Origin of the sequence: Vulcanisaeta distributa JCM 11217, from assembly GCF_001316005.1 — an archaeon.
GTDB lineage: Archaea > Thermoproteota > Thermoprotei > Thermoproteales > Thermocladiaceae > Vulcanisaeta > Vulcanisaeta distributa_B.
The window spans coordinates 1-18,158 of sequence record NZ_BBBJ01000006.1 but is presented as its reverse complement, the minus strand read 5'-3'; the positions used below and the strand labels follow the sequence as shown (position 1 = coordinate 18,158).

Annotated in this window: 27 protein-coding genes, 1 tRNA gene and 3 pseudogenes; 14 read left to right on the top strand and 17 right to left on the bottom strand. The window is 44.9% G+C overall.

The window, feature by feature from the left end; genetic code table 11:
- Positions 1–4: 4 nt before the first annotated feature.
- Together JCM11217_RS07130 and JCM11217_RS07125 are read left to right on the top strand one after the other, a co-directional pair.
- Positions 5–640, top strand: a complete 636-nt coding sequence (locus JCM11217_RS07130) for a hypothetical protein (protein WP_054842503.1) — start codon at positions 5–7, stop codon at positions 638–640.
- On the top strand, positions 640–933 hold the full coding sequence (locus JCM11217_RS07125; RefSeq protein ID WP_054842502.1) for a hypothetical protein: 294 nt from the start codon (positions 640–642) through the stop codon (positions 931–933). The genes JCM11217_RS07130 and JCM11217_RS07125 overlap by 1 nt, the downstream gene beginning before the upstream one ends.
- Positions 934–955: 22 nt before the next feature.
- Here JCM11217_RS07125 and JCM11217_RS07120 read toward each other — a convergent pair whose 3' ends face one another.
- A complete protein-coding gene (locus JCM11217_RS07120; RefSeq protein ID WP_054842501.1) occupies positions 956–1,504 on the bottom strand; it encodes a hypothetical protein in 549 nt (182 codons plus the stop codon).
- 145 nt (positions 1,505–1,649) lie between these two features.
- Here JCM11217_RS07120 and JCM11217_RS07115 point away from each other — a divergent pair, with 145 nt between their 5' ends.
- The gene (locus JCM11217_RS07115; protein WP_054842500.1) at positions 1,650–2,747 is read left to right on the top strand and encodes an MFS transporter; all 1,098 of its coding nucleotides are present in this window, start codon (positions 1,650–1,652) and stop codon (positions 2,745–2,747) included.
- Here the strand turns inward: JCM11217_RS07115 and JCM11217_RS07110 are convergent.
- The 9 genes and pseudogenes from JCM11217_RS07110 to JCM11217_RS14935 form a co-directional block, all read right to left on the bottom strand.
- Positions 2,740–4,190 (bottom strand): annotated as a pseudogene (locus JCM11217_RS07110) (APC family permease). The gene JCM11217_RS07115 and the pseudogene JCM11217_RS07110 overlap by 8 nt on opposite strands.
- 122 nt (positions 4,191–4,312) lie before the next feature.
- A complete protein-coding gene (locus JCM11217_RS14945) occupies positions 4,313–4,558 on the bottom strand; it encodes a hypothetical protein (RefSeq protein ID WP_243678674.1) in 246 nt (81 codons plus the stop codon).
- Positions 4,548–4,910, bottom strand: a complete 363-nt coding sequence (locus JCM11217_RS14940; RefSeq protein WP_243678673.1) for a hypothetical protein — start codon at positions 4,908–4,910, stop codon at positions 4,548–4,550. The genes JCM11217_RS14945 and JCM11217_RS14940 overlap by 11 nt, the downstream gene beginning before the upstream one ends.
- Entirely contained in the window at positions 4,910–5,689 is a 780-nt protein-coding gene (locus JCM11217_RS07100; RefSeq protein WP_054842499.1) for a DUF364 domain-containing protein, read from the bottom strand. The genes JCM11217_RS14940 and JCM11217_RS07100 overlap by 1 nt, the downstream gene beginning before the upstream one ends.
- A 1-nt stretch (position 5,690) precedes the next feature.
- Positions 5,691–6,432, bottom strand: a pseudogene (locus tag JCM11217_RS07095) (DUF72 domain-containing protein).
- Positions 6,433–6,575: 143 nt separating this feature from the next.
- Positions 6,576–6,977: a PIN domain-containing protein gene (locus JCM11217_RS07090; protein ID WP_054842498.1), complete on the bottom strand. Its 402-nt coding sequence runs from the start codon at positions 6,975–6,977 to the stop codon at positions 6,576–6,578.
- Positions 6,964–7,239 (bottom strand): hypothetical protein, encoded by a 276-nt coding sequence (locus JCM11217_RS07085; RefSeq protein WP_054842612.1) that lies wholly within the window; start codon positions 7,237–7,239, stop codon positions 6,964–6,966. Before JCM11217_RS07085 ends, JCM11217_RS07090 begins: the two co-directional genes overlap by 14 nt.
- Before the next feature lie 216 nt (positions 7,240–7,455).
- Positions 7,456–8,133, bottom strand: coding sequence for a 2,5-diamino-6-(ribosylamino)-4(3H)-pyrimidinone 5'-phosphate reductase (locus JCM11217_RS07080; protein WP_054842497.1), 678 nt, complete (start codon positions 8,131–8,133; stop codon positions 7,456–7,458).
- Between the two features lie 47 nt (positions 8,134–8,180).
- Positions 8,181–8,507 (bottom strand): DUF359 domain-containing protein, encoded by a 327-nt coding sequence (locus JCM11217_RS14935; protein ID WP_243678770.1) that lies wholly within the window; start codon positions 8,505–8,507, stop codon positions 8,181–8,183.
- A gap of 186 nt (positions 8,508–8,693) precedes the next feature.
- Between JCM11217_RS14935 and JCM11217_RS07070 the strand changes: the two genes are divergently transcribed.
- The 10 genes from JCM11217_RS07070 to JCM11217_RS07040 all read left to right on the top strand — a co-directional run bounded on the left by JCM11217_RS07070 (position 8,694) and on the right by JCM11217_RS07040 (position 14,413).
- Complete coding sequence (locus JCM11217_RS07070) at positions 8,694–9,608, top strand: hypothetical protein (protein ID WP_054842496.1); 915 nt, start codon at positions 8,694–8,696, stop codon at positions 9,606–9,608.
- A 79-nt stretch (positions 9,609–9,687) separates the two neighbouring features.
- Positions 9,688–9,987, top strand: a complete 300-nt coding sequence (locus JCM11217_RS07065) for a hypothetical protein (protein WP_054842495.1) — start codon at positions 9,688–9,690, stop codon at positions 9,985–9,987.
- Between the two features lie 36 nt (positions 9,988–10,023).
- Positions 10,024–10,713, top strand: coding sequence for a tRNA pseudouridine(13) synthase TruD (locus tag JCM11217_RS14930; protein WP_243678672.1), 690 nt, complete (start codon positions 10,024–10,026; stop codon positions 10,711–10,713).
- The gene (locus JCM11217_RS14925; protein WP_243678671.1) at positions 10,695–10,961 is read left to right on the top strand and encodes a tRNA pseudouridine(13) synthase TruD; all 267 of its coding nucleotides are present in this window, start codon (positions 10,695–10,697) and stop codon (positions 10,959–10,961) included. Before JCM11217_RS14930 ends, JCM11217_RS14925 begins: the two co-directional genes overlap by 19 nt.
- A gap of 16 nt (positions 10,962–10,977) precedes the next feature.
- Positions 10,978–11,388, top strand: a complete 411-nt coding sequence (locus tag JCM11217_RS14920; protein WP_243678670.1) for a tRNA pseudouridine(13) synthase TruD — start codon at positions 10,978–10,980, stop codon at positions 11,386–11,388.
- A gap of 69 nt (positions 11,389–11,457) precedes the next feature.
- Positions 11,458–12,123, top strand: coding sequence for a hypothetical protein (locus tag JCM11217_RS07055; RefSeq protein WP_054842494.1), 666 nt, complete (start codon positions 11,458–11,460; stop codon positions 12,121–12,123).
- Between the two features lie 136 nt (positions 12,124–12,259).
- Positions 12,260–12,362, top strand: a tRNA-Thr gene (locus tag JCM11217_RS14915).
- 156 nt (positions 12,363–12,518) lie between these two features.
- Positions 12,519–13,352, top strand: coding sequence for a hypothetical protein (locus JCM11217_RS07050; RefSeq protein WP_054842493.1), 834 nt, complete (start codon positions 12,519–12,521; stop codon positions 13,350–13,352).
- A complete protein-coding gene (locus JCM11217_RS07045; protein WP_054842492.1) occupies positions 13,336–13,902 on the top strand; it encodes a hypothetical protein in 567 nt (188 codons plus the stop codon). The genes JCM11217_RS07050 and JCM11217_RS07045 overlap by 17 nt, the downstream gene beginning before the upstream one ends.
- A gap of 133 nt (positions 13,903–14,035) precedes the next feature.
- Complete coding sequence (locus JCM11217_RS07040; protein WP_243678669.1) at positions 14,036–14,413, top strand: hypothetical protein; 378 nt, start codon at positions 14,036–14,038, stop codon at positions 14,411–14,413.
- Positions 14,414–14,416: 3 nt separating this feature from the next.
- Here the strand turns inward: JCM11217_RS07040 and JCM11217_RS07035 are convergent, their stop codons facing one another.
- From JCM11217_RS07035 to JCM11217_RS14900, 4 genes are all read right to left on the bottom strand, one after another.
- Positions 14,417–15,133, bottom strand: coding sequence for an ARMT1-like domain-containing protein (locus tag JCM11217_RS07035; protein WP_243678668.1), 717 nt, complete (start codon positions 15,131–15,133; stop codon positions 14,417–14,419).
- Entirely contained in the window at positions 15,106–15,297 is a 192-nt protein-coding gene (locus JCM11217_RS14910) for a hypothetical protein (RefSeq protein ID WP_243678667.1), read from the bottom strand. Before JCM11217_RS14910 ends, JCM11217_RS07035 begins: the two co-directional genes overlap by 28 nt.
- Positions 15,294–15,674: a molybdopterin-dependent oxidoreductase gene (locus tag JCM11217_RS14905; RefSeq protein WP_243678666.1), complete on the bottom strand. Its 381-nt coding sequence runs from the start codon at positions 15,672–15,674 to the stop codon at positions 15,294–15,296. The genes JCM11217_RS14910 and JCM11217_RS14905 overlap by 4 nt, the downstream gene beginning before the upstream one ends.
- 140 nt (positions 15,675–15,814) lie before the next feature.
- Complete coding sequence (locus JCM11217_RS14900) at positions 15,815–15,961, bottom strand: hypothetical protein (protein ID WP_243678665.1); 147 nt, start codon at positions 15,959–15,961, stop codon at positions 15,815–15,817.
- Between the two features lie 394 nt (positions 15,962–16,355).
- On the opposite strand from JCM11217_RS14900, the gene JCM11217_RS07025 reads away from it, so the two are divergent.
- The gene (locus JCM11217_RS07025; RefSeq protein WP_054842490.1) at positions 16,356–17,039 is read left to right on the top strand and encodes a trimeric intracellular cation channel family protein; all 684 of its coding nucleotides are present in this window, start codon (positions 16,356–16,358) and stop codon (positions 17,037–17,039) included.
- On the opposite strand, the gene JCM11217_RS14895 is transcribed toward JCM11217_RS07025, so the two are convergent.
- From JCM11217_RS14895 to JCM11217_RS07015, 3 genes and pseudogenes are all read right to left on the bottom strand, one after another.
- Positions 17,020–17,193 (bottom strand): hypothetical protein, encoded by a 174-nt coding sequence (locus tag JCM11217_RS14895; protein ID WP_243678664.1) that lies wholly within the window; start codon positions 17,191–17,193, stop codon positions 17,020–17,022. The genes JCM11217_RS07025 and JCM11217_RS14895 overlap by 20 nt on opposite strands.
- Before the next feature lie 4 nt (positions 17,194–17,197).
- Positions 17,198–17,581, bottom strand: coding sequence for a hypothetical protein (locus JCM11217_RS07020; RefSeq protein ID WP_243678663.1), 384 nt, complete (start codon positions 17,579–17,581; stop codon positions 17,198–17,200).
- Between the two features lie 8 nt (positions 17,582–17,589).
- Positions 17,590–18,158: pseudogene (locus JCM11217_RS07015) on the bottom strand (replication factor C large subunit); the annotation flags it as partial.

The window sequence follows — 18,158 nt, the reverse complement described above, 5'->3', positions numbered from 1 at the left end:
CTATATGATAATTGATTTCCATGCATGCCCCCCCTCTGTAGATCTATCCTTAATTAAGGACAGACTTTCGTTAATAAGGGTTACGAGAGTTGTTTTACAGCCAATAGACGCATTGCCATTATTTCATTTACTACCCAGTGATTTCTTCAGGAAATTATTGAATGAGGATTCACATTCAGCATTACTTTGGAGTAAGTTTATCCTTAGGTTAACGAGTATGTGGTCGCCGAGGATGTACGATAACGTGAAGCTCTGGTATGAAGCGGCGCATTACGGTGACTTTTTCATACCGCTTGCCAGCATTAATCCATCCCTCGGCATTAAGTATGTCTATGAAAAACTCAATGAATTGGAGGGCCTCAACGTTAGGGGGGGTATTGTTGTATCACCTACACTCCAATTGTTTGATCCAATAAATACGAGATCGTTCAGGGCAATACTTGAGTATGTTGAGAGAAACAACATACTTCTTATAATGCACCTTGATCCCTGCCCATATAATGTGGATATATGCTTCAAAGGTCTCATGCCTGACATACTCAATGAGTTACTTGAGAGGTATAGTATCACCCTGGTCTTATCTGCCTTGGGCATTTCCGAAAGCATGGCTTATCCATGGCTTGAGAGAATAGCAGGATAATGAAGAGGTATGACAGGGTTTACATAGAGTCCACAGGTATTTCATGCATATTATTCAATACATCAATGGGTAGGAGCTTCGTGAAGTCAGTAGGCACCGATAGAATACTTTATGGTGGTGGCTACCCATACCTAAGGCTTAGGCAGGTAATTAAGAACCTAAATTGCATTGAGTCATCAGGATTGCCTAGGCGCGATTTAGAGTCGATATTCTATGAGAATGCAACTTACTTATTGAGGGATATGGGTATTGATGTTGAGAATGGGGGGGAAATAGAAAATAAAATTAATTAAATTTAACTTAAGCTTTCCTACTTCATGGTGGTATAATACCGAGTGGTGGCGGTATTCCCAGCGATACCACGGCACCAAGTATCAGAAATAACGCGCCATCGATAATCGCCAAGAGACCCGAGGTCCAATGCAGTCTGGCACTCGCCTTATAACCTGCTATTGCCGCGGTTAATACCTGTAGTGACAGGAAGAGCAGTGCCAATGCCAATAGTATTTGCCCAGTTAAACCTGCTAGGGCAGTGACGAATAGGAAGTATATCCCTGAGTATAGCAATACGTGGTTCATGGCAAATAGGTTACTCTTACCAATGGTTGCTGCTATACCAATCATCCAGAGAAGCGCATCAAACACGGCAGTGGCTGCCGCGGCTAGGGCATTACCTGCGAGCACATCAAATAAGGTACCTATCAATAACATGATTCCACCACTTATAAAGACAATACCCAAGTCCCTGGGCTCATTCTTCTTCCCAATATTCATGTTAACACCACCAACCGTTATCAGCATGGCACCGCCAACTATATACACAAGGTCTGTTGCGGCCAGAGCCATGCTAGATATACCACTCATACAGGATAATGAATAATTAATACTTAGATTAGAATGTGCTTTTTACTTCTTATATTTATGCTATTTATTTATTTAAATGATATATAAATACGTAAGGTAACGATTAACGATAAAAATAAATGCCACGCAAAACAATGGTGGTTAAATGAGGAGATCCGTTATTGCAATTATCATAATATTGGCTAGGGTAATATATAGTGCGTATTGGTTTTACCTAGCTCCAGCATTACCAATAATTGGTATTGAGTTTAGAATTAGTAAGGCATTACTTGGCTTGGTCCCATTCATATTCATCGTTGGTGCGGCATCATTTCAAATACCGGCAGGCATCATAGCAAGCCACCTGGGTAATGCCAGGACCGCGGGCCTTGGCCTATTCACGATGGCAATTACGGGACTATTAGTGCCCTTTAGTATTAATTTCTATGAGGTATTAATCCTCAGGTTAATTGCGGGTATTGGCGCTGCATTATTCTTCTCAACAGGTGCTGCAATACTATCAACGGCATACCCTGAAAGGGTTGGTACATTACTTGGTATTTACAATGCGGCCTTCGGCCTCGGCTCTGGGATAGGTTTGGCGTGGGGTGTTACATACGCGTTCCTTGGGTGGAGACTATCAACATTATTACTCAGTGCCGTTGGGGTTCCATTGGCATTAATAGTATTTTTCATCCAGGGTGGCTACATACATAGGCCACGCATTAGATTTAGTCATGATGCGGTAGTAATTGGTATAGCAACGAGTGGCTTCTGGGGGGGTGCTTATTATGCAGCTGGTAATTTATTACCTACTTATGCCGTTAGTAGGGGGGGTTTACCCCTATACGTATCTTCGTTGTTAACCTCGATAATGCTCTTCTCAAGCATATTCGGAGGGCTCTCTGGCCGAATCATCGATGCCATTAGAAATAGGGTCTTATTAATAGTGGTGTTGACTATATTGGGTACCGTACCGTTAATCTTCATACCCACGTTAAATATCGCAGCCATAATAATTGCTGGGGGTTTAATGGGCTTCACGAATGAGTTGGCATTAACCGCGGCATACACGTTAGTTGCTAAGCATGAAAACCCGGCCCTCTCGTTGGCGACATTGAATGCCCTGAATATGGTTATTGGCATGTGGCTTAGTGTGGTGTTTACGGAGACCATGGTCATATCATACTCATTGCCCTGGATATTAATGATACTTATATCCTTAGTACTCCTACCGCTGCTCAGGTTTACGAGGGTTACCTAATCACCTTGTAATTACGGACACCCGACCCAGAGAATGTCCCTCGAATTAGCAATGCCCTTGCCGTTAGGTAAGCCGCGATAATCGCAAGGACTATGAAGTACGGTGTTAACTCAACTATGTTTATGCCGAGCACGGATTCCACGGCTGTGAATATCGTTATTAGAGCCGCCACCACAGACACCACCTTATCCAACCACCTAATGGTGTCAACGCCGTAAAGCACGGCCTTTATCTTCATCGTAGCGGCCCTAAGCAGGGCAAAGTTAGCTGATAGGTGAACTATTAAATTAGCGAGCATTGATAGAAAACCAAGGAGTAGAAAGGCATTGAAGGGCCCGAGTAAGTAGGTAGTCACCAACGCAATTGCGTCAAGGGCCAACGCACTAATCAGCACTGAGATTACTGGGTTACCCTTACTGTTAACCAACGATAATAAACCTGGTAATTGCCCATCATCAGCCATAGCGTATAGAGTCCTTGATGATGCAAGTACATAAGCCAAAGCGCCAAGTACACCGTCATTAATCATAGCAAAGATTACTATTGGGTCTAGTAGTACGCCAAGGAAGTGATGCAGTATTATTACGACGGGTGATAAGCCCCCCCTACCAGTGGCCTCATTTAGGAATCGAATGAACTCGTGAGTATTCATGTACGATAAGCCGGCGACCGCCGTTGAGTAAATAGCTAATGCCGCCAAGGCGCCACCAGTGATTATAACCGCCTCCACTGCTCGACTAACCGTTTCTCTAGCCCTCTTAACCTCGCCACTTAATGGTGCTATTGTACCATAGCCCGTGGGAATAGCTATTGCATAAACCACAGCCACCATAAAAGTTGATAGCGGTATTGAGCCCGTGTAAGCGAATGGATTGAAGAGTACTCCATGAGGGATCAGGAGCAATACTATAGATATCAATATTAGGGCTGCCATCTCAAGCGAGCCTGCAAAAATTGCGTACTTTGCCGAGATCCTAATACCCAGATACGCCAGTATAGTCATTATTATCAGGGATATGGGCAAACTAATTTGCCAGGGATCCCCCCCAAAATCCATTGAGCGAGGTATGATGCGCCAACCACGTAGGCCGCACCATAGAGAATAGCATAGAATAGGTAGTTCCAACCAATGAAGAACCCCCCCGTTGATTTACCACCTAGGTACTTAGTGGCGTACTTATAATAACCGCCGGCCTCAGTAACCCTCTTACTGAGTCGAGCAACCACGAAACCATTGATAAAGGCTACGATGGTTCCAATGATTATCGCCACAGGGCCAGCTAAGCCGGCTATGGCGAGGGTTGCTGAGGCGTAGGTCAGGTCACTGAGGAATGGTGATTGCCCACCTAGGCTTGCGAAGAATACGTCCCAAAATCCCAATACCCTACGCAGACCTACCTCACTTACGCTGTTACGCAAATTATTATTTATATGATTGTTCATATTTATGACTTTATGATATCATAGAAACGTGGTCTTTAAAAAACTAACTGCTTTTTACTAAAGTATCCGCTGCGTATAACCGTGGGGAATCTGTATTATTTATGATTACTTTTAAAAATTTTCTATTTAGAGTAATTAGAAATTGAAGGACAAATCCCAACCAATAATTTCCTGAGAACTAGTTGGGAATCGCCAGGCCCTCTAATGCGATGATAAACAACATTACCACAGCTAAGGGCATTACCCCCCCTACCACTGATTATGTGAATTTCCCTACCTAACCCACAGGGGTCACGTATTAGCTTCCCAAAGTACTTCATGTACGTCTTAGACAACCTAATTATTACGTAATCCCACTTACCGCTCATCAATTGATTCAGGTCGGGGGTTGCCGTAAGCCATCCACTTACTTAATATAGACTCATCGGCATGCCCTAAATACGCATCGTAGGGTATTATCCACCTATCACCACTTATTATGCCGTACCTCGCGGACAGTATGAAGACATCGGCACAACCCCTGAACTGCCTGAGAACCCTGAACTCAGGCCCATCATACATGTCCAGGGCGGGCCTCATTAAATCACCTAACAACCTCCTATACTCACTCTCACGCTCAAGATCAAAGCCCGGCATCCTACCGAGTCTCTTCATAACTTGCTCTACATCGATTGATTTCCTTCTGCTGCAATTAATAATGACGGCAACTCTCCTACCCATTAAGCACCTCTTACAGATACGTACTTAAACAATAACCCCCTCCTATCAAGCAATCTATAGCCGGCTCCAAGCTTAAGTAGCTCAATAACGGAGCGTGGTTCCTTGACTAAGGAACTACCAACAGCATCAATACCCAGTTCATGCAGCACTGGAGGATAGGCAGCGGCTGTTGGGCCGCTCAATATTGTAATAGCCCCCCCACTCCTCCTCATGGCCAGTATTTGATCGATTGTGTTATTTACGATTGCCGAGCCTGTTATCACGAGTATGTCGCAATTAGGTATTATGAGTGGTGCATCAATGTCGGGATAACTATCGTGCCTTAAATCACTCCTCCTCTCGAGTTGATAAACAGTACACTGACCTCTAAGCGCCTCGGCAACTGGCGTAATACTACCAATAAAGCAGGCAGTACATGGGGATTTAGCGAATCTCAGGATCTCACGCTTTAAATCACCCTGGGCAAGCCTGAGCCCCCCCTCACGTGCAATTAAGTAATGGGATAATGCATTAACCAACGCAATACCCAATGCCCTAACCAACGAGTCCAGGTTGATGACGAGTTCAGGGAGTTTCTCAACCTTGGGGATCACACCAATCTCACCAGCCCTTAAATCCTCAACCGGCGTATAGGCAATACCGAGGAACTCCCCAAGCCTAGTCCTTATGAGCACGTACGTATAATTAAGGCAGTTGCATTGATCAAGAACCTCAACATAGTCATTACCGAGTAATTTCAGGACCTCTTCAGCGAGACGCCCACTAAAGGTGCTCACCATATTACTTCCCAATCAACTTCATGAATCTGAGGGCATCATCAAGCATGTGTACGTTATTAAACATCACGTATACCGTGGATGACTTTGTATCATCGATGATTGCCTTAAGTCTCCCAAGGTCATCATCGGTGTACTTATATGAGTAATTAACCTCGCCCTTACCAATCCCATGAAGTCTGAAGTAGGCAGTGTCGCGGGTAACGAGTACCTCATGCTTAAAGGGATCAACAACATGGACTATATCCACCTCCTCAAAAACCCTCCTTAACAAATCCACATTATTGTAACTAACACCCCCTAGGTTCCCAACCAATCCTATCGCCACCACCTATCGTGCGGAAGAACTCAACAACATCCCTAACACTATCCTCAGTCACCTCCATGGAAGGCGGCGTCTGAAAGACATAAAACACAGGGTTAAGTGGCTTAGTCACGTTAACAAATTCATCCCAAAGCTCGAGATTCTCCCTCGTAGGTCTAAGCAAGCCATAATTACCCAGATTACCCGTTAACTTAGCCCTCCTTATCCTGCGCCAAGTCGGTGAATCACTGGTATGCGTCAAACCCTGAAACACCTTAACGGCAAACTGAAAATCAGCAGGGGCCTCCCTCCTCAGGCTACTCATTCTCTCCTGTGTTGGCAAGTCATAAAAGGTCTCCTGTAACTCCACAACCTTAAATAATGAGTAATACCTTGATCGCGCTGTGGGAAATCCACAGGTGCCTATCAGGATATTTCTCATTAATTAATAACCCTAATTATGGGCTATATTATGCTTTATCCTGCTTTCTCTCGGTAATATGGCTCCCTCTAACGACTTTTATTAGCTATTTCCTAAATTAGTTACTTAGAATGGAGTGCCATTAATAGAGGTACGCCCTATCACTATGACGTCCGTAATATATCATGTGGTTCTAACCTCTCTATGTCAGTTCTATCGAAGTCCTTATCAAATGATATCAATTTGAGGCCCATCTTCTTAGCGTAGTAATAATGAAGACCATCGTCAAAGTCCAAGCCTACCTTAAACGCAAGCTCCGCGGCCATAACCTCCTCATCAACCGGTGAATCGATTATTACGAGCCCACGCCAAGTACTTATCTCAGACAGGAACTTACTTACTAAGTCAGGCTTACCCAGAATGGCTGATATGGCATGTATAGTGAAATGAAGAGCGTAAGCCCTAATGTCTCCTTTCTTAACCCTGTTAAGGAGCTCATAGCATTCAGCCCACTTATCCCTTCTGTATATTACCTCCAGGAATATGTTGGCATCAATTAGATACATGGGTCCTCCTCCTTAAGGCCTCGACGAGGTCCTCACCACTCCATTGATAATCGGACTGAAGGCCAAGGCCCACAATAGCATCAATACTACCATTAGTCTCACCATAAAGCGCGAGTTCCCTGGCTATTAAATCAGCGACAGCCCTCGATAACGAACCCTTCCTAAGCCCATACCTCTCAGCCACGTACCTACGAAATCTCTCAGCCAAATCCCTAGGCAACTCAACCTTAATAACCTCAACATCTCTCTTACCCTTACTCATAAACCAAACACTAAGGAAATATAAGTACAAAAGTACTTAAGAACCTTTTTATTAAGCAACGCCAAGTGTTTAATGACATTGACCACAATTAATAATATTAAAGGTTTAGGAAGCATCAATAATGAGGTTGATTAATAACCTTAAGTAGCGAATTAAGGTAAATAAGTATCACATGGTTTCTTTGGCAATCACGACCATCGCTATTTCTGGCGAAGTTCATATTGACGAACAACACCTCTCAACGACATAGTTAATTATAACCTCCTGACCGCATTCGCATACGTTGACGGACTTAAGCCTTAACCTAGGCCCCTCCATCGTTGTTGGGTATCCCTCGCCCTCTATGAATGATGTACCTGCCCCCCCAAATACGTATGGTGATATCGTGAGCCTAATCTCGTCCACAAGTCCCTCCTTAATCAATTCCCAATTAAGGTGCCCACCACCCTCCACAAGGACCTTCTTAACGCCCTTCTCCGTGAACAACCTCTCAAGGACGTCTTTAAGGTTAACACGCTCCTTACCCATTACCCACACCTCAACGCCCATGTTCATTAATTGAGTGATCTTGCTATGGTCAGCCTGTTCCGTGGTGACTATTATTGTTGGTGCCTCCTTATTCGTGACCACCTTAGCTGTTAGTGGTATTCTTAATTTCCCATCAATAACGACCCTTATAGGGTTTCTAACAGCCTTAACATACCTAGGCGTTAGTGTTGGGTCGTCATTAATTATGGTATTAGCCCCAACCATTATTGCGTCAACGCTTGCTCTAACCTCATGAAGCTTCTTTAGGTCGAAGGGGGGGCATGAAAGCCTTGAGTAACCGGTCTTACTGGCTATTCTACCGTCTACCGAGGCCGCCGAGACTATAATGACGTAGGGCTTAGGCATTACTTGGCTTCATCATTGAGAATAATTTTAGCATTGCCAACTTATACTCATCGGTAATGGGTATGGCGATTAAGTAGCCGGTATAGAGACCGTACAGCACCAGGGAGCCCCCTTGGCGCCAGGAGCACAGCGGGTATAGCGAGTAGGTCCTCCTCGCCGTCAACCTGTACGAGCACGTGAATGCCATTAATCGCATCCCTCATTGCGTCTCTCACGGTATTAATCACCTCAACACTCAATGTGGCTGGTTTATTAACTATATTAATGACTCTGTTAAAACCTATGGTCTCAACACCACTCATGCCAATGGTCCTTCTGGTCTTTAGGTCCATGAAGGCTAGGTCAGGAACTCTCCAATACTTTATCGTGTTCATCGTGACCACATCACCAACCGTTATAAGGAAGTAGTTATCATACTCACTCCTTACCCTAATAATCGACTCAGGCGCCTCCTTACTAATCGCTATACCAAGTGGCCAAGCATCATAGACCTAGCCCACTTACTAACGAGTACATACACAGCAATGGCTTATTAACAAGCCATTAATAAGGAATATCGCGTGCTCGCATACATTGATTACCCAGAATGGCGACGCTTAATCGAGGACTACGTGGCACTGGACAATTTACTAATGAAGAACATGAAGCAAGCCCTCTCACTTATCGTGATGGTTGGCGGCGGCTACGATGAGTCAATCAATAGCGTATTCCTGAGGGTTTGGAATGGGTTGACGGGCAATGCTAGTTTTATTGAGGATGTTCACGCACTGGCCATTCAATATAGGAGGGGGGGTTTGATTAAGGAGGTGGATTTGGTGGGGGGGGCGTTAATTGATTTGCTTAGCAGGAGGAGTTTCTCCCTGGTTGATCTCATAATGATGAATAACTACCTCAAGCTTGTTAATGACATTAATATCCTAGATCTTGGGCTCGCCATATTCTATGAGAATCCCGAATCCATACTGGCTGGCGTTAGGGAACCCGCCGACCTGGTCCCAAATAAGCTAGTTAGTAAGGAGCTCACGATCGACCTGGAGGCTAGGTGCATGGTTGTTAAGAGGTCGTTCTCTGTCCACTTATCCAGGCAGTATGAGTCTGGCATCTACGTGGTTGATTGGTCTAACCCTGGCTTAATACCGTATAGTAAGTTCGCGGTGTCTAGAGTTGAGGGTGTTGAGGTTTCGGACCCGGTCTTCTCAGCCATTGTTAGGTTTAGTGCTAGGGCTGTGAGTAGGGCTGTTGGTAAGGACTTCGTACTCACCTTACCAAAGTCCATGGATGTTAAGACGGATGTCAATTATTGCGTTGGTAATGTATTCGTCTCCTTACCCCCCCAGAGTATGGGGCTTAGCGATTACTTATCCCTAGTTGGTAAATTAATGGGTATGGGGTATAATGTGCGTAGATCGCCGTTTACTCGCGTTGACGAGCTTATTGAGTATTGCTTATCGAGTCGTGGGCAGGAGGTGAAGTGAAAGTTTTAGTTAGCTCTGTTACCTGGTGTATACATAAGCCTGGAAGTAATTTATTAATCGCAGAGAGAGTAGTTAATTGATGGGTAAATTCAGAAAACTTTCACTGATGAGGGTTAGGGGGGGATTAGTCATTGCGGTGATCTCAATAAATGGTGAGAAGCACGTCTTAGTAAATAATGAGGCATCTGAAATAGTTGGTGAGGTAAATAGGTTACTTGGGCTTAGGAGGTGTTCGGTGTGCGGCCGATGGGTTAGGCATGAGGAGCTTGGTTATGTGGAGATAGTGGGTAATAGGGTTGGCAGGACTGTGTGTCAGTACTGCGTTGATAAGACTTACCTGGGCATTACTGAGTTAATGAATGAATGCCTTATAAAGTGATTTAAATCTACGTTCCTTGTTGCCGGGTTAGTAAAAATGCCGTTGGCATCAGAGGCCTGGCTTGACAGGTATGTTGGAATGAATTACTACATCACTGACTGCGAGGGTATTGGCGGTAGGATTAAGGAGAAACTTGAGGACTTCATAGTTGAGGAGGTGCTTATTGATGGGCAAATCGTACCCACAAGCATTACGGGTAAGCCACTACCTAAGATCGTTAGTAAACCAGGTCCCTGGGTCTGGATGATAATTGAGAAGAGGGGGGGGATTGACGCAATAACACTATCGTTGATAATAAGTAGGAAGCTCGGTGTTAATCCTCGTGACGTCAGCTTTGGCGGTCTTAAGGATGCGATAGCCATCACATCACAGGTGGTCTCCGTACGTGGTGTCTCAATTAATGAAGTGCCCAATGACTTCGGTAGGGATATCAAGGTACTCAACGTAGTTAGTATGGATAGGGCCTTCACAACAGGCGATATTTGGGGGGGCAACGAATTCACCATAAAGGTTAGGAACATTGACGTCTCTAAGAAGGATGGCATTAACTGCGTAATTAATCAATTGATGGAGAGGGGGGGTTTACCCACGTATTATGGGTATCAGAGATTTGGCTTAAAGAGACCGAACTCCCACGTTATAGGTAAGCACATTGTCTTCGGTGAGTTTGAGGAGGCTGTAAATGAATTACTAGCCATGCCTACCCAATGGAACCTCCGAGGATAAGGGAGGCTAGGGAGTTCATTGCGAGAACAGGTGATTACTCAAAGGCCCTTGAATTAATTCCGAGGAGTTACAGGTATTACCCAGAGAGAGCCGTGCTTAAGCAACTAGCCAGTAATCCCAGGGATTTCGTGGGTGCCTTAAGGAAGTTACCTCGCGAATTGCTAAATCTCTATGTTGAGTCCTATCAATCATACTTATTTAACCTAACCTTAAGCGAGCGGATCGGCAGGGGGCCTGCCGATAAATAGGGCGTTAATTGGCGATATGGTGGCCCTACTTGATGAGCATGGTCTACCAACTAAGCATGTTATTTATGTGAATGAATCAATGGTGGATAAGGTTAATGAGTTAATAATGAAGGGGGGGCGCGCAGTACCTGTGGGACACCTGATAGGTTATAACACTAAGTTTCCACCAAGCCCTCAAGGTGATATAGAGCTTAGTGTGCTTAAGAGGGAGGGTGTGGATTTATCGATGTTTATGGTTAAGTCAATACCTAGATTATCGGTTAGGGGTGGCTATAGACCATTATTTACCAAGCCCATTATCATTGATATTAACCCGGTTAATGATGAATTGAACATAGTCTTTAGACTACCCCCCCGCGGTAATTATGCCACGGTATTCCTCAGGGAATTTATAAAGAGTAGGAAGCCTGAGGTTGACTTCGCATGAATTGTCTCATTATTAAGTCATAAATATGACAAAGAAATGATATTAAAGGCAAAGCAGTGACGCAACAGGATGCAGCCAATATTATTAGGCGTCTTAGGGCTTGAATATCAAGGATTCATGGAGTGCGAAACAAACTTCCTACTATCATTAATGAACTCGATAGAGAGGGGTGTTACGGAGAATAGAAAACCGCAATACCCAGACAGGTCATGGTGGTCTGTGTTAATGATGGAACCAGTAAAGGAGATACCAAACATAGACCCAATGCAGTCACCGCTCGTTAAATTGACTAGGGCGTCGCTAATAAACATACCAATAACGGACCCAACCTACGGCAGGTACAGCATTAGGATGAGCCAGGAAGTGGATCCAGCAACGGAAATAAATAATGTAATAAGCACTATAATAGCCGAGGCGCAGACGAAGCCCGTAATAGCATCAATAAATGCGCTTGATAGGTTCCTGCACGCAAAGCCACAACTTAAGTGCGAAATATACAATCAACTCGACAGAGCATTGAGAACTTTAATTATGAGGAGTGACATAACCCACATAATACTGTTCTCACCCTACGGGAATCCACAGGGGGGGCCGGAGGAGGGCAATCACTCGGACTATGGAGTTTACATAGCCACAGTAATGAGGCCTAGGCATGAGGATACCGTTAAGATTCACGAAATAGGTTACCTATTTAACCAGGCAGTTGAGGATATAATGTCTAGTCAAGGCTTTTAAATAAACAAAGTAGAGACATGGTATCAATACTAAAAATCAGCAATAGCGACCGTAAGCCACTAACCAAATATTATTAAATGACCGATAAGGGATAACTCACGAAAAATTTAAAACTCATGCGGCGCAGCAATTGCTCAGCCCGGTAGCTCAGCCCGGTCGGAGCGCCCTGGGGGGGCGAGGGCCCCGTGCAAGCCTCGTAAGCGGGAGGTCCCGGGTTCGAATCCCGGCCGGGGGGGCTCCAACCATTCATTGCTGAGGATGTGAATATTGTATTGTAATGGTGTTGGTTACGGTCTTTTCGTCTATTTGCAACATTTAAATGCGGTATTTCTGGCTTTTCACGGTCTTTCCACGGGTGCTTCCTTAAATATCTCTATTTCTTAAATTCAATTCTGATGAGATCACCAATAGTCCTCGCAGTGGGGATCGCTTTACTGGTTATAATGAGCATCTCTGTTTTACATGCCCAGGGAGTTAATTCCTCAGCCAGCGCTAATGGGAATGTTAGTGCCACGGGCCTTGTTGCGTCTTACTACGTTCATTTAATCATAGCCGAGCGCTGGGTTGGGGGGGCTCTGAATGCAAGTGGTATCAATTCAACAGCGGTTATTGAGTTAATTAATGAGGCTAAGTCCTACGCCAACGCTGGCAATTACCTGGAGGCCATTATCACGCTAAACAACGCCATTAACCTAGCCGCCCAGTTGATGGCTAGTGCGCGTATTAATTCAACTCAGGCGGTTATTAATAATTACACTTCATTGGCATCAGCCATGAATAGCACTGTAACTAGTAATTTAGTAAGTAATGAGACGATAGCCAACTTCACATTAAGGGCTTTATCAGCATTGAGGAGTAGTAGTAATGCCACGTACTTAGCAAGCATGAGCGTGGCAATACTTAGTAATGAGGAGAGGTGCCTATATCCGTATGTACCGCCCAGCGCCCTCCTGGGCTTAAATACGGCAATTAACGTATTGAACACGGCGTACAACGAGCTAATGAGTGCCGGGCTTAACTCAACAACTAAACAATTAATTATTATTAAGCTTGAGATAATAACAATCTCATTATTGACGCCTCCGAGTGTAAGGGCCCACATGATAACGCGGGTGGTAATGCCTTATATCGCATTACTAAGTAGGAATGTTTCGAGGGCCCTTAATCAACTATCGACGATGTTGAACACTACGATGCCAATGCCGCAGCTATATGCAGTGCATGGGTGAGGTTAATGAGACGTTGATGCCGTTGATAAATGGGTCATTGAGCGAGCCTGAGGTGTATGTTGAGGCTAACGAGTTCGTTAATAGTTACATAGCCTGCCTAGGGCAGGTTAGGATGCTAGTCAATGAAACAAATGTCACACAGGCGGTGATTACGAGGTTTACTAACATAATTAAGGTATTAAATAGTTCTGGCTTACCGAGTTTAACACCGTACGTACTCAATCAATACCTACAGTGCAGGTCTGAGTTGATTAGTGCCTTCAGTAGTGGTAATGCCACGTTAATAAGGCAGGTGCTGAATCAATGCGAATCAAGGATCCAAAGCTATGAGAGGGAGTCCTACTACGCGATTTGGGTCATGGGCTCAACAAGGAATTACTTAACTTATGTAAACTCCACCATTTGGAGCCTAGCGAGGCAGTATGGGATTGGCGGTGCAACACCCATGTTGTGCTATGTGAGGCTTAACAGCAGTATAATAGGTAATTTAACCTCAATACTCAGGGCGATGTTTAACGGGACATTAACGCCGATGGAGCCCAAGCCCTAATAAATGAGTATTTAAGAAGCGTCATTAATTCGACACCATCATTAGTCGCTGGCTGCCTTGGAATACCCGTGGGACCTCACACATACGTACCAATGGGTGGCTGGGTAACGATAGTCCTAGCGCAAGTGGTGAATTGTCGATAAGTTCTAATGGGAGTGCTGAATTGATTATAAACGTAACGAATCCAACGCAGGAAAGCCTATACATAAGTGGGTTCAGCATTGGTGGGTTGACATGCACGTTCTCCAGCGCCATTGAGGTGAAGGCTAATTCTCAGGGAGCCCTTGAATTAGGGCTGTCTATTAGTAATGGCGTAATTACTGGAGTGTCTAGCCTGAGTGGGTCGGGCGGTGTCGAGGTTTCGCAGGGAACGACGGTAAGTTGTACCGGGCGTTTAATGGTTACGTACATGCCAGCGTTGAGTGGTAGGCTTTATCTGAGTAATGGTTTGTGGATACAGCTCTCCATAATGATTAATGCCGGGACTAATGCATTGATTAATTACGGTTGATGATTAAACAGGGCGTTTAAAATATCGGCCCCCCATTAAAATGACCGGCTTGTTCTTATTAACATTTAGTAACTTAGCTATTAATGGGCATTTAGCCCTAAATAGGAAAAGCACGTTATTGAGCCCTGGCCTTCTCTCCATAAAGGTCTCCAGGTTATCAAGGCCTTTAGAAATAACTAGGTCATAGCCCATTAACTCCCTCACCACATCATCATACCAAAAGGCTGAGTAATCCCCCCCTGGCAATGCCTTAGCCATTGCGCCCACGCTTCTTACTTTACTAGTGACGTAGTCATGCGCAACGTCAACCTCGTACGGCTTATTCCTCGCGTATACCACGACCTTAATACCCATTGAGGATAACCTCCTAATGAGTAGCAAGTCAAACTGAAACTCACCAGCATTATCAACTAGGTAGGCAATACTCCCCCCCGCATGGTTAAGTCTACTCCTTAGATCCTCGGGATTAGTACCTAACCAAGTTGGTTCCTCAAGTATGTTCCTCACAAAATCATCGATGCTAAAGTCGTAACCCCCCCTCATTGGTATATCGACGGAGTTCGCAGAGGCCGCGAGCTTCACATAATTAATAACATCATCGCCAAGGCCTAACCTACTAATTAATTCGCCCGCAACTTTCTCAAGCATTGATTTCTCATCACCGTGTGGGTCGACCATGCCCAGGGACTTAGTTAAGTAATTGAATGATTCAATAAACACTGTTGCTCTACCAGTGGTGCTAAATCCATCACGACCCTACCCAACTCAATAAATGGCTTGGCATTGTTAATCCCAAGTCTCCTCAACTCACTGAACCTGGACTCAAGGACGCAGAGCAGGCAGTCACCAACGCTTACGTACCATGGGCCACCCATCACAATCACCTCACAATCCTAACCCTCCTCCTCATAGTTACTGGTTCACCCTCGCTAAACCTCTCCTCAAGCCATGGATCACCATTATCATGGTAACCAAGTAATTCCCAATAACCCGGTTCATTACTATCCATGACAATTAACTCACTAAGATACTTAGCGCTTTTCCAACCGTAGCGCGACGGCACAACAAGTCTCAGTGGAAAACCATGCTCTCTAGGTAGTATTTTCCCATTCATTGCGTAGGCAATTATTGTTGTCTCCTCAAGCAACGCATTTAATGGTAGATTCGTGGTATAACCATCAATGCCCACAGCCATTACGTAACTACCCCTGGGCTTAGCCATATCCATTAAGTACTTGGTTGGTATACCCCTCCATTCCACGTTAAGCACACTCCAGCCAGTGACACAGTGGAAATCAGCGATTAGATCTACACAGGCGCTTTCGTGATTAGGTCTATATACGGTATCTCAACCTCTCTCAACGAGCCCCCCCCACCACCCTTAATTTGTAGTTGAATATATCAATACCCTGGGGGAGGGTCGTAAACATCATATATTATGAAACGAGGTATGACCTTCTGATTCGGTGGTAATTCACGCCTATAAAATAATTTATCGCACGGCCTACTCAATGCGGTCTTAAAAATACCATCGGCTGTATCGATCACGAACTGCTAAAGTAAATTACTATTTAATAAGCTTAAGTTTAAATTTCATTGAAATTAGCATTGAGCTTTAACCCCCCCATACTAATTATGATTTCTAACGATTATTGAAAGAACAAGCATCACGTAATTAACAAGGATTAAATCCTTAGTTAAGGACATAATCATTATTCCTCAGCCTAAGAGACGATACAGCATTATTGTTGTTCACGCATCAATTTAACTATGGGCGTCGATACGGCATTAACGTATCTAGGTCCTGAGAATGGGACCCATGGCTTTGTACTATGGGAGACGTTGGCCGTGAGGGTTAGGGATCCCGAGGCGTGCTTATCCTAAAGCAGAGTTGATTAAATGGATAGTTAGAATTAAATACTTAATACGTGCTTCGTCTTCCGTGGGTCTCGTAAGTCTATTAATAAATATATTCAATTATATTGGGATAGTGGCGTTCGCGGCATCAGGCGCCTTTAAGGCATATGAGAAGAACCTGGATATACTGGGTGGCATCGTTCTTGGCTCTTCGGTGGCCTTAGCCGGCGGTATAATTAGGGACGTCCTCATTGGCGTATTCCCACCAACAAACATCGTTTACCTACCTTATCCAGTAACGGCTATAGTAGCGTCATTAGCAGCCTACGTATTCTACCCATGCATTTCCAGGTATAGGAATGCCCTCATGTACGCCGACGCAATCGGCCTAGGCACATTCTCCGCCGTGGGCGCTGAGGTAGCGGCTGAACATGGACTTAACGTTCTTGGTGTGGTATTGATGGCGGCAGTCACGGCTGCTGGTGGCGGTGTTGTCAGGGACGTACTGGCCGGTGAAATACCCACAATATTTAGGCGTGATATTTACGCAACGGTGGCCGTACTTGGTGGTGCGATATACCTCGTGTTTAGGTCGATGCTGGGGAGTGAGACAGCGGTGTTGGCTACAGCCATTATCATAGTGATTACCAGGTTCATAATAATAATGAGGGGTCTAGACAGGGCCTACGTGACGATACACCTATCGCCGTATAAACCAGCGAGAGACGTGAAGAATGTTAGGCATGATGTTAATCCTCATTCACGTTAATACCCAATTCACGGGCTTTATTCACCAACTTATAGATTCGGCTCCATGATTTGTCCCTAACCACCACTACGTTGCCCATGAACTCGGCATTGAGGCCTAACTTATTGATTAATTGACTTAATGACTCATAGGTCTCCAGGTCCATTGCTGCCACGTAATTACCCCCCCCTGGATCTTTTCGCCGACTCACGTTTAGCCCTCTCACCCTCGCCACCTGTGCTCACCTCCTCAATGCCGAGGGTCTTCTCAACACTCTCCAGTGAGTAGCCCATTATCTTCATTAGGCGTTCAAGAAGTTTCTTCTTAAATACGTCGCTTGTCGCCATTATCCTGAGTAGTGGCATGTAGTATAGTGAGACCTCAGAGCTACTAACGTGGAGCTCAGTCCTAAGCCTATTAACCAGGGCATCCCTCATCTGCCTAACTTCCTTGGTCTTAGCCAATAACCTAATCCTTTCAGGAAATGACAACCTAACAAACCTAGCAAGCGGGGGCTTATTATGCACTAGCGCTACCCCCCCGGCTGTCATCAACTCAAGCATGTAAGGCATCAACTCCCACTCCTGGTCTTTGCGATCCTACCCTTAACCACGTCTGAGAGGGATAGGTTATCGAGAGCCTCATTGACAGCCTCAATAGACTTTGCGTATACGGATGGTATGTTATCCAGCGCCCATGGGTAATAACTCTCCCAGTCAAAACTCGGCAGGAAGGTGACCGACCTAGCCTCCTCAAACCTCCTTGCGTGGAATACCTTATCGAGAATTTTAAACATATCATATTGATGCGCCCTCTCGGTGACTGTGACGTCATCCTTGGTCAAGACCTTCTTACCCTCAGCGGCAGCCTGAAGATCATTTATTGCGGCCCTAACATCACCACCCGATGACTCTGCAATAAGCTTAAGCGCATCCTCCTCGCACTTAATGCCCTCAGCATTACATATCCTCCTTAGTATAGTCATTATATCACCCTCATCAAGAGGCTTCAACTGAATAACCTCAGCCTCATCCCTCAACTCCCTGAACTTGGGATCCCATGGATTATTCGCAGTCATTATAATGGGCCACGTGGACTCCCTAATCAACTCCACAATAGCTGCTAAACCACCCTTATCCT

Bases quoted from the DNA above. Each gene is read 5' to 3' on its own strand.
- JCM11217_RS07090 (WP_054842498.1), bottom strand. From the start codon at position 6,977: ATGTATCTAATTGATGCCAACATATTCCTGGAGGTAATATACAGAAGG.
- JCM11217_RS07120 (WP_054842501.1), bottom strand. From the start codon at position 1,504: ATGAGTGGTATATCTAGCATGGCTCTGGCCGCAACAGACCTTGTGTAT.
- JCM11217_RS07100 (WP_054842499.1), bottom strand. From the start codon at position 5,689: ATGGTGAGCACCTTTAGTGGGCGTCTCGCTGAAGAGGTCCTGAAATTA.
- JCM11217_RS07055 (WP_054842494.1), top strand. From the start codon at position 11,458: ATGCAGCCAATATTATTAGGCGTCTTAGGGCTTGAATATCAAGGATTC.
- JCM11217_RS14945 (WP_243678674.1), bottom strand. From the start codon at position 4,558: ATGAGCGGTAAGTGGGATTACGTAATAATTAGGTTGTCTAAGACGTAC.
- JCM11217_RS07125 (WP_054842502.1), top strand. From the start codon at position 640: ATGAAGAGGTATGACAGGGTTTACATAGAGTCCACAGGTATTTCATGC.
- JCM11217_RS14920 (WP_243678670.1), top strand. From the start codon at position 10,978: ATGGTGGCCCTACTTGATGAGCATGGTCTACCAACTAAGCATGTTATT.
- JCM11217_RS07080 (WP_054842497.1), bottom strand. From the start codon at position 8,133: ATGCCTAAGCCCTACGTCATTATAGTCTCGGCGGCCTCGGTAGACGGT.
- JCM11217_RS07130 (WP_054842503.1), top strand. From the start codon at position 5: ATGATAATTGATTTCCATGCATGCCCCCCCTCTGTAGATCTATCCTTA.
- JCM11217_RS14930 (WP_243678672.1), top strand. From the start codon at position 10,024: ATGCCGTTGGCATCAGAGGCCTGGCTTGACAGGTATGTTGGAATGAAT.
- JCM11217_RS07020 (WP_243678663.1), bottom strand. From the start codon at position 17,581: ATGCTTGAGTTGATGACAGCCGGGGGGGTAGCGCTAGTGCATAATAAG.
- JCM11217_RS07115 (WP_054842500.1), top strand. From the start codon at position 1,650: ATGAGGAGATCCGTTATTGCAATTATCATAATATTGGCTAGGGTAATA.
- JCM11217_RS07085 (WP_054842612.1), bottom strand. From the start codon at position 7,239: ATGAGTAAGGGTAAGAGAGATGTTGAGGTTATTAAGGTTGAGTTGCCT.
- JCM11217_RS07065 (WP_054842495.1), top strand. From the start codon at position 9,688: ATGGGTAAATTCAGAAAACTTTCACTGATGAGGGTTAGGGGGGGATTA.
- JCM11217_RS14935 (WP_243678770.1), bottom strand. From the start codon at position 8,507: ATGAACACGATAAAGTATTGGAGAGTTCCTGACCTAGCCTTCATGGAC.
- JCM11217_RS07050 (WP_054842493.1), top strand. From the start codon at position 12,519: ATGAGATCACCAATAGTCCTCGCAGTGGGGATCGCTTTACTGGTTATA.
- JCM11217_RS14925 (WP_243678671.1), top strand. From the start codon at position 10,695: ATGGAACCTCCGAGGATAAGGGAGGCTAGGGAGTTCATTGCGAGAACA.
- JCM11217_RS07045 (WP_054842492.1), top strand. From the start codon at position 13,336: ATGCAGTGCATGGGTGAGGTTAATGAGACGTTGATGCCGTTGATAAAT.
- JCM11217_RS14940 (WP_243678673.1), bottom strand. From the start codon at position 4,910: ATGGGTAGGAGAGTTGCCGTCATTATTAATTGCAGCAGAAGGAAATCA.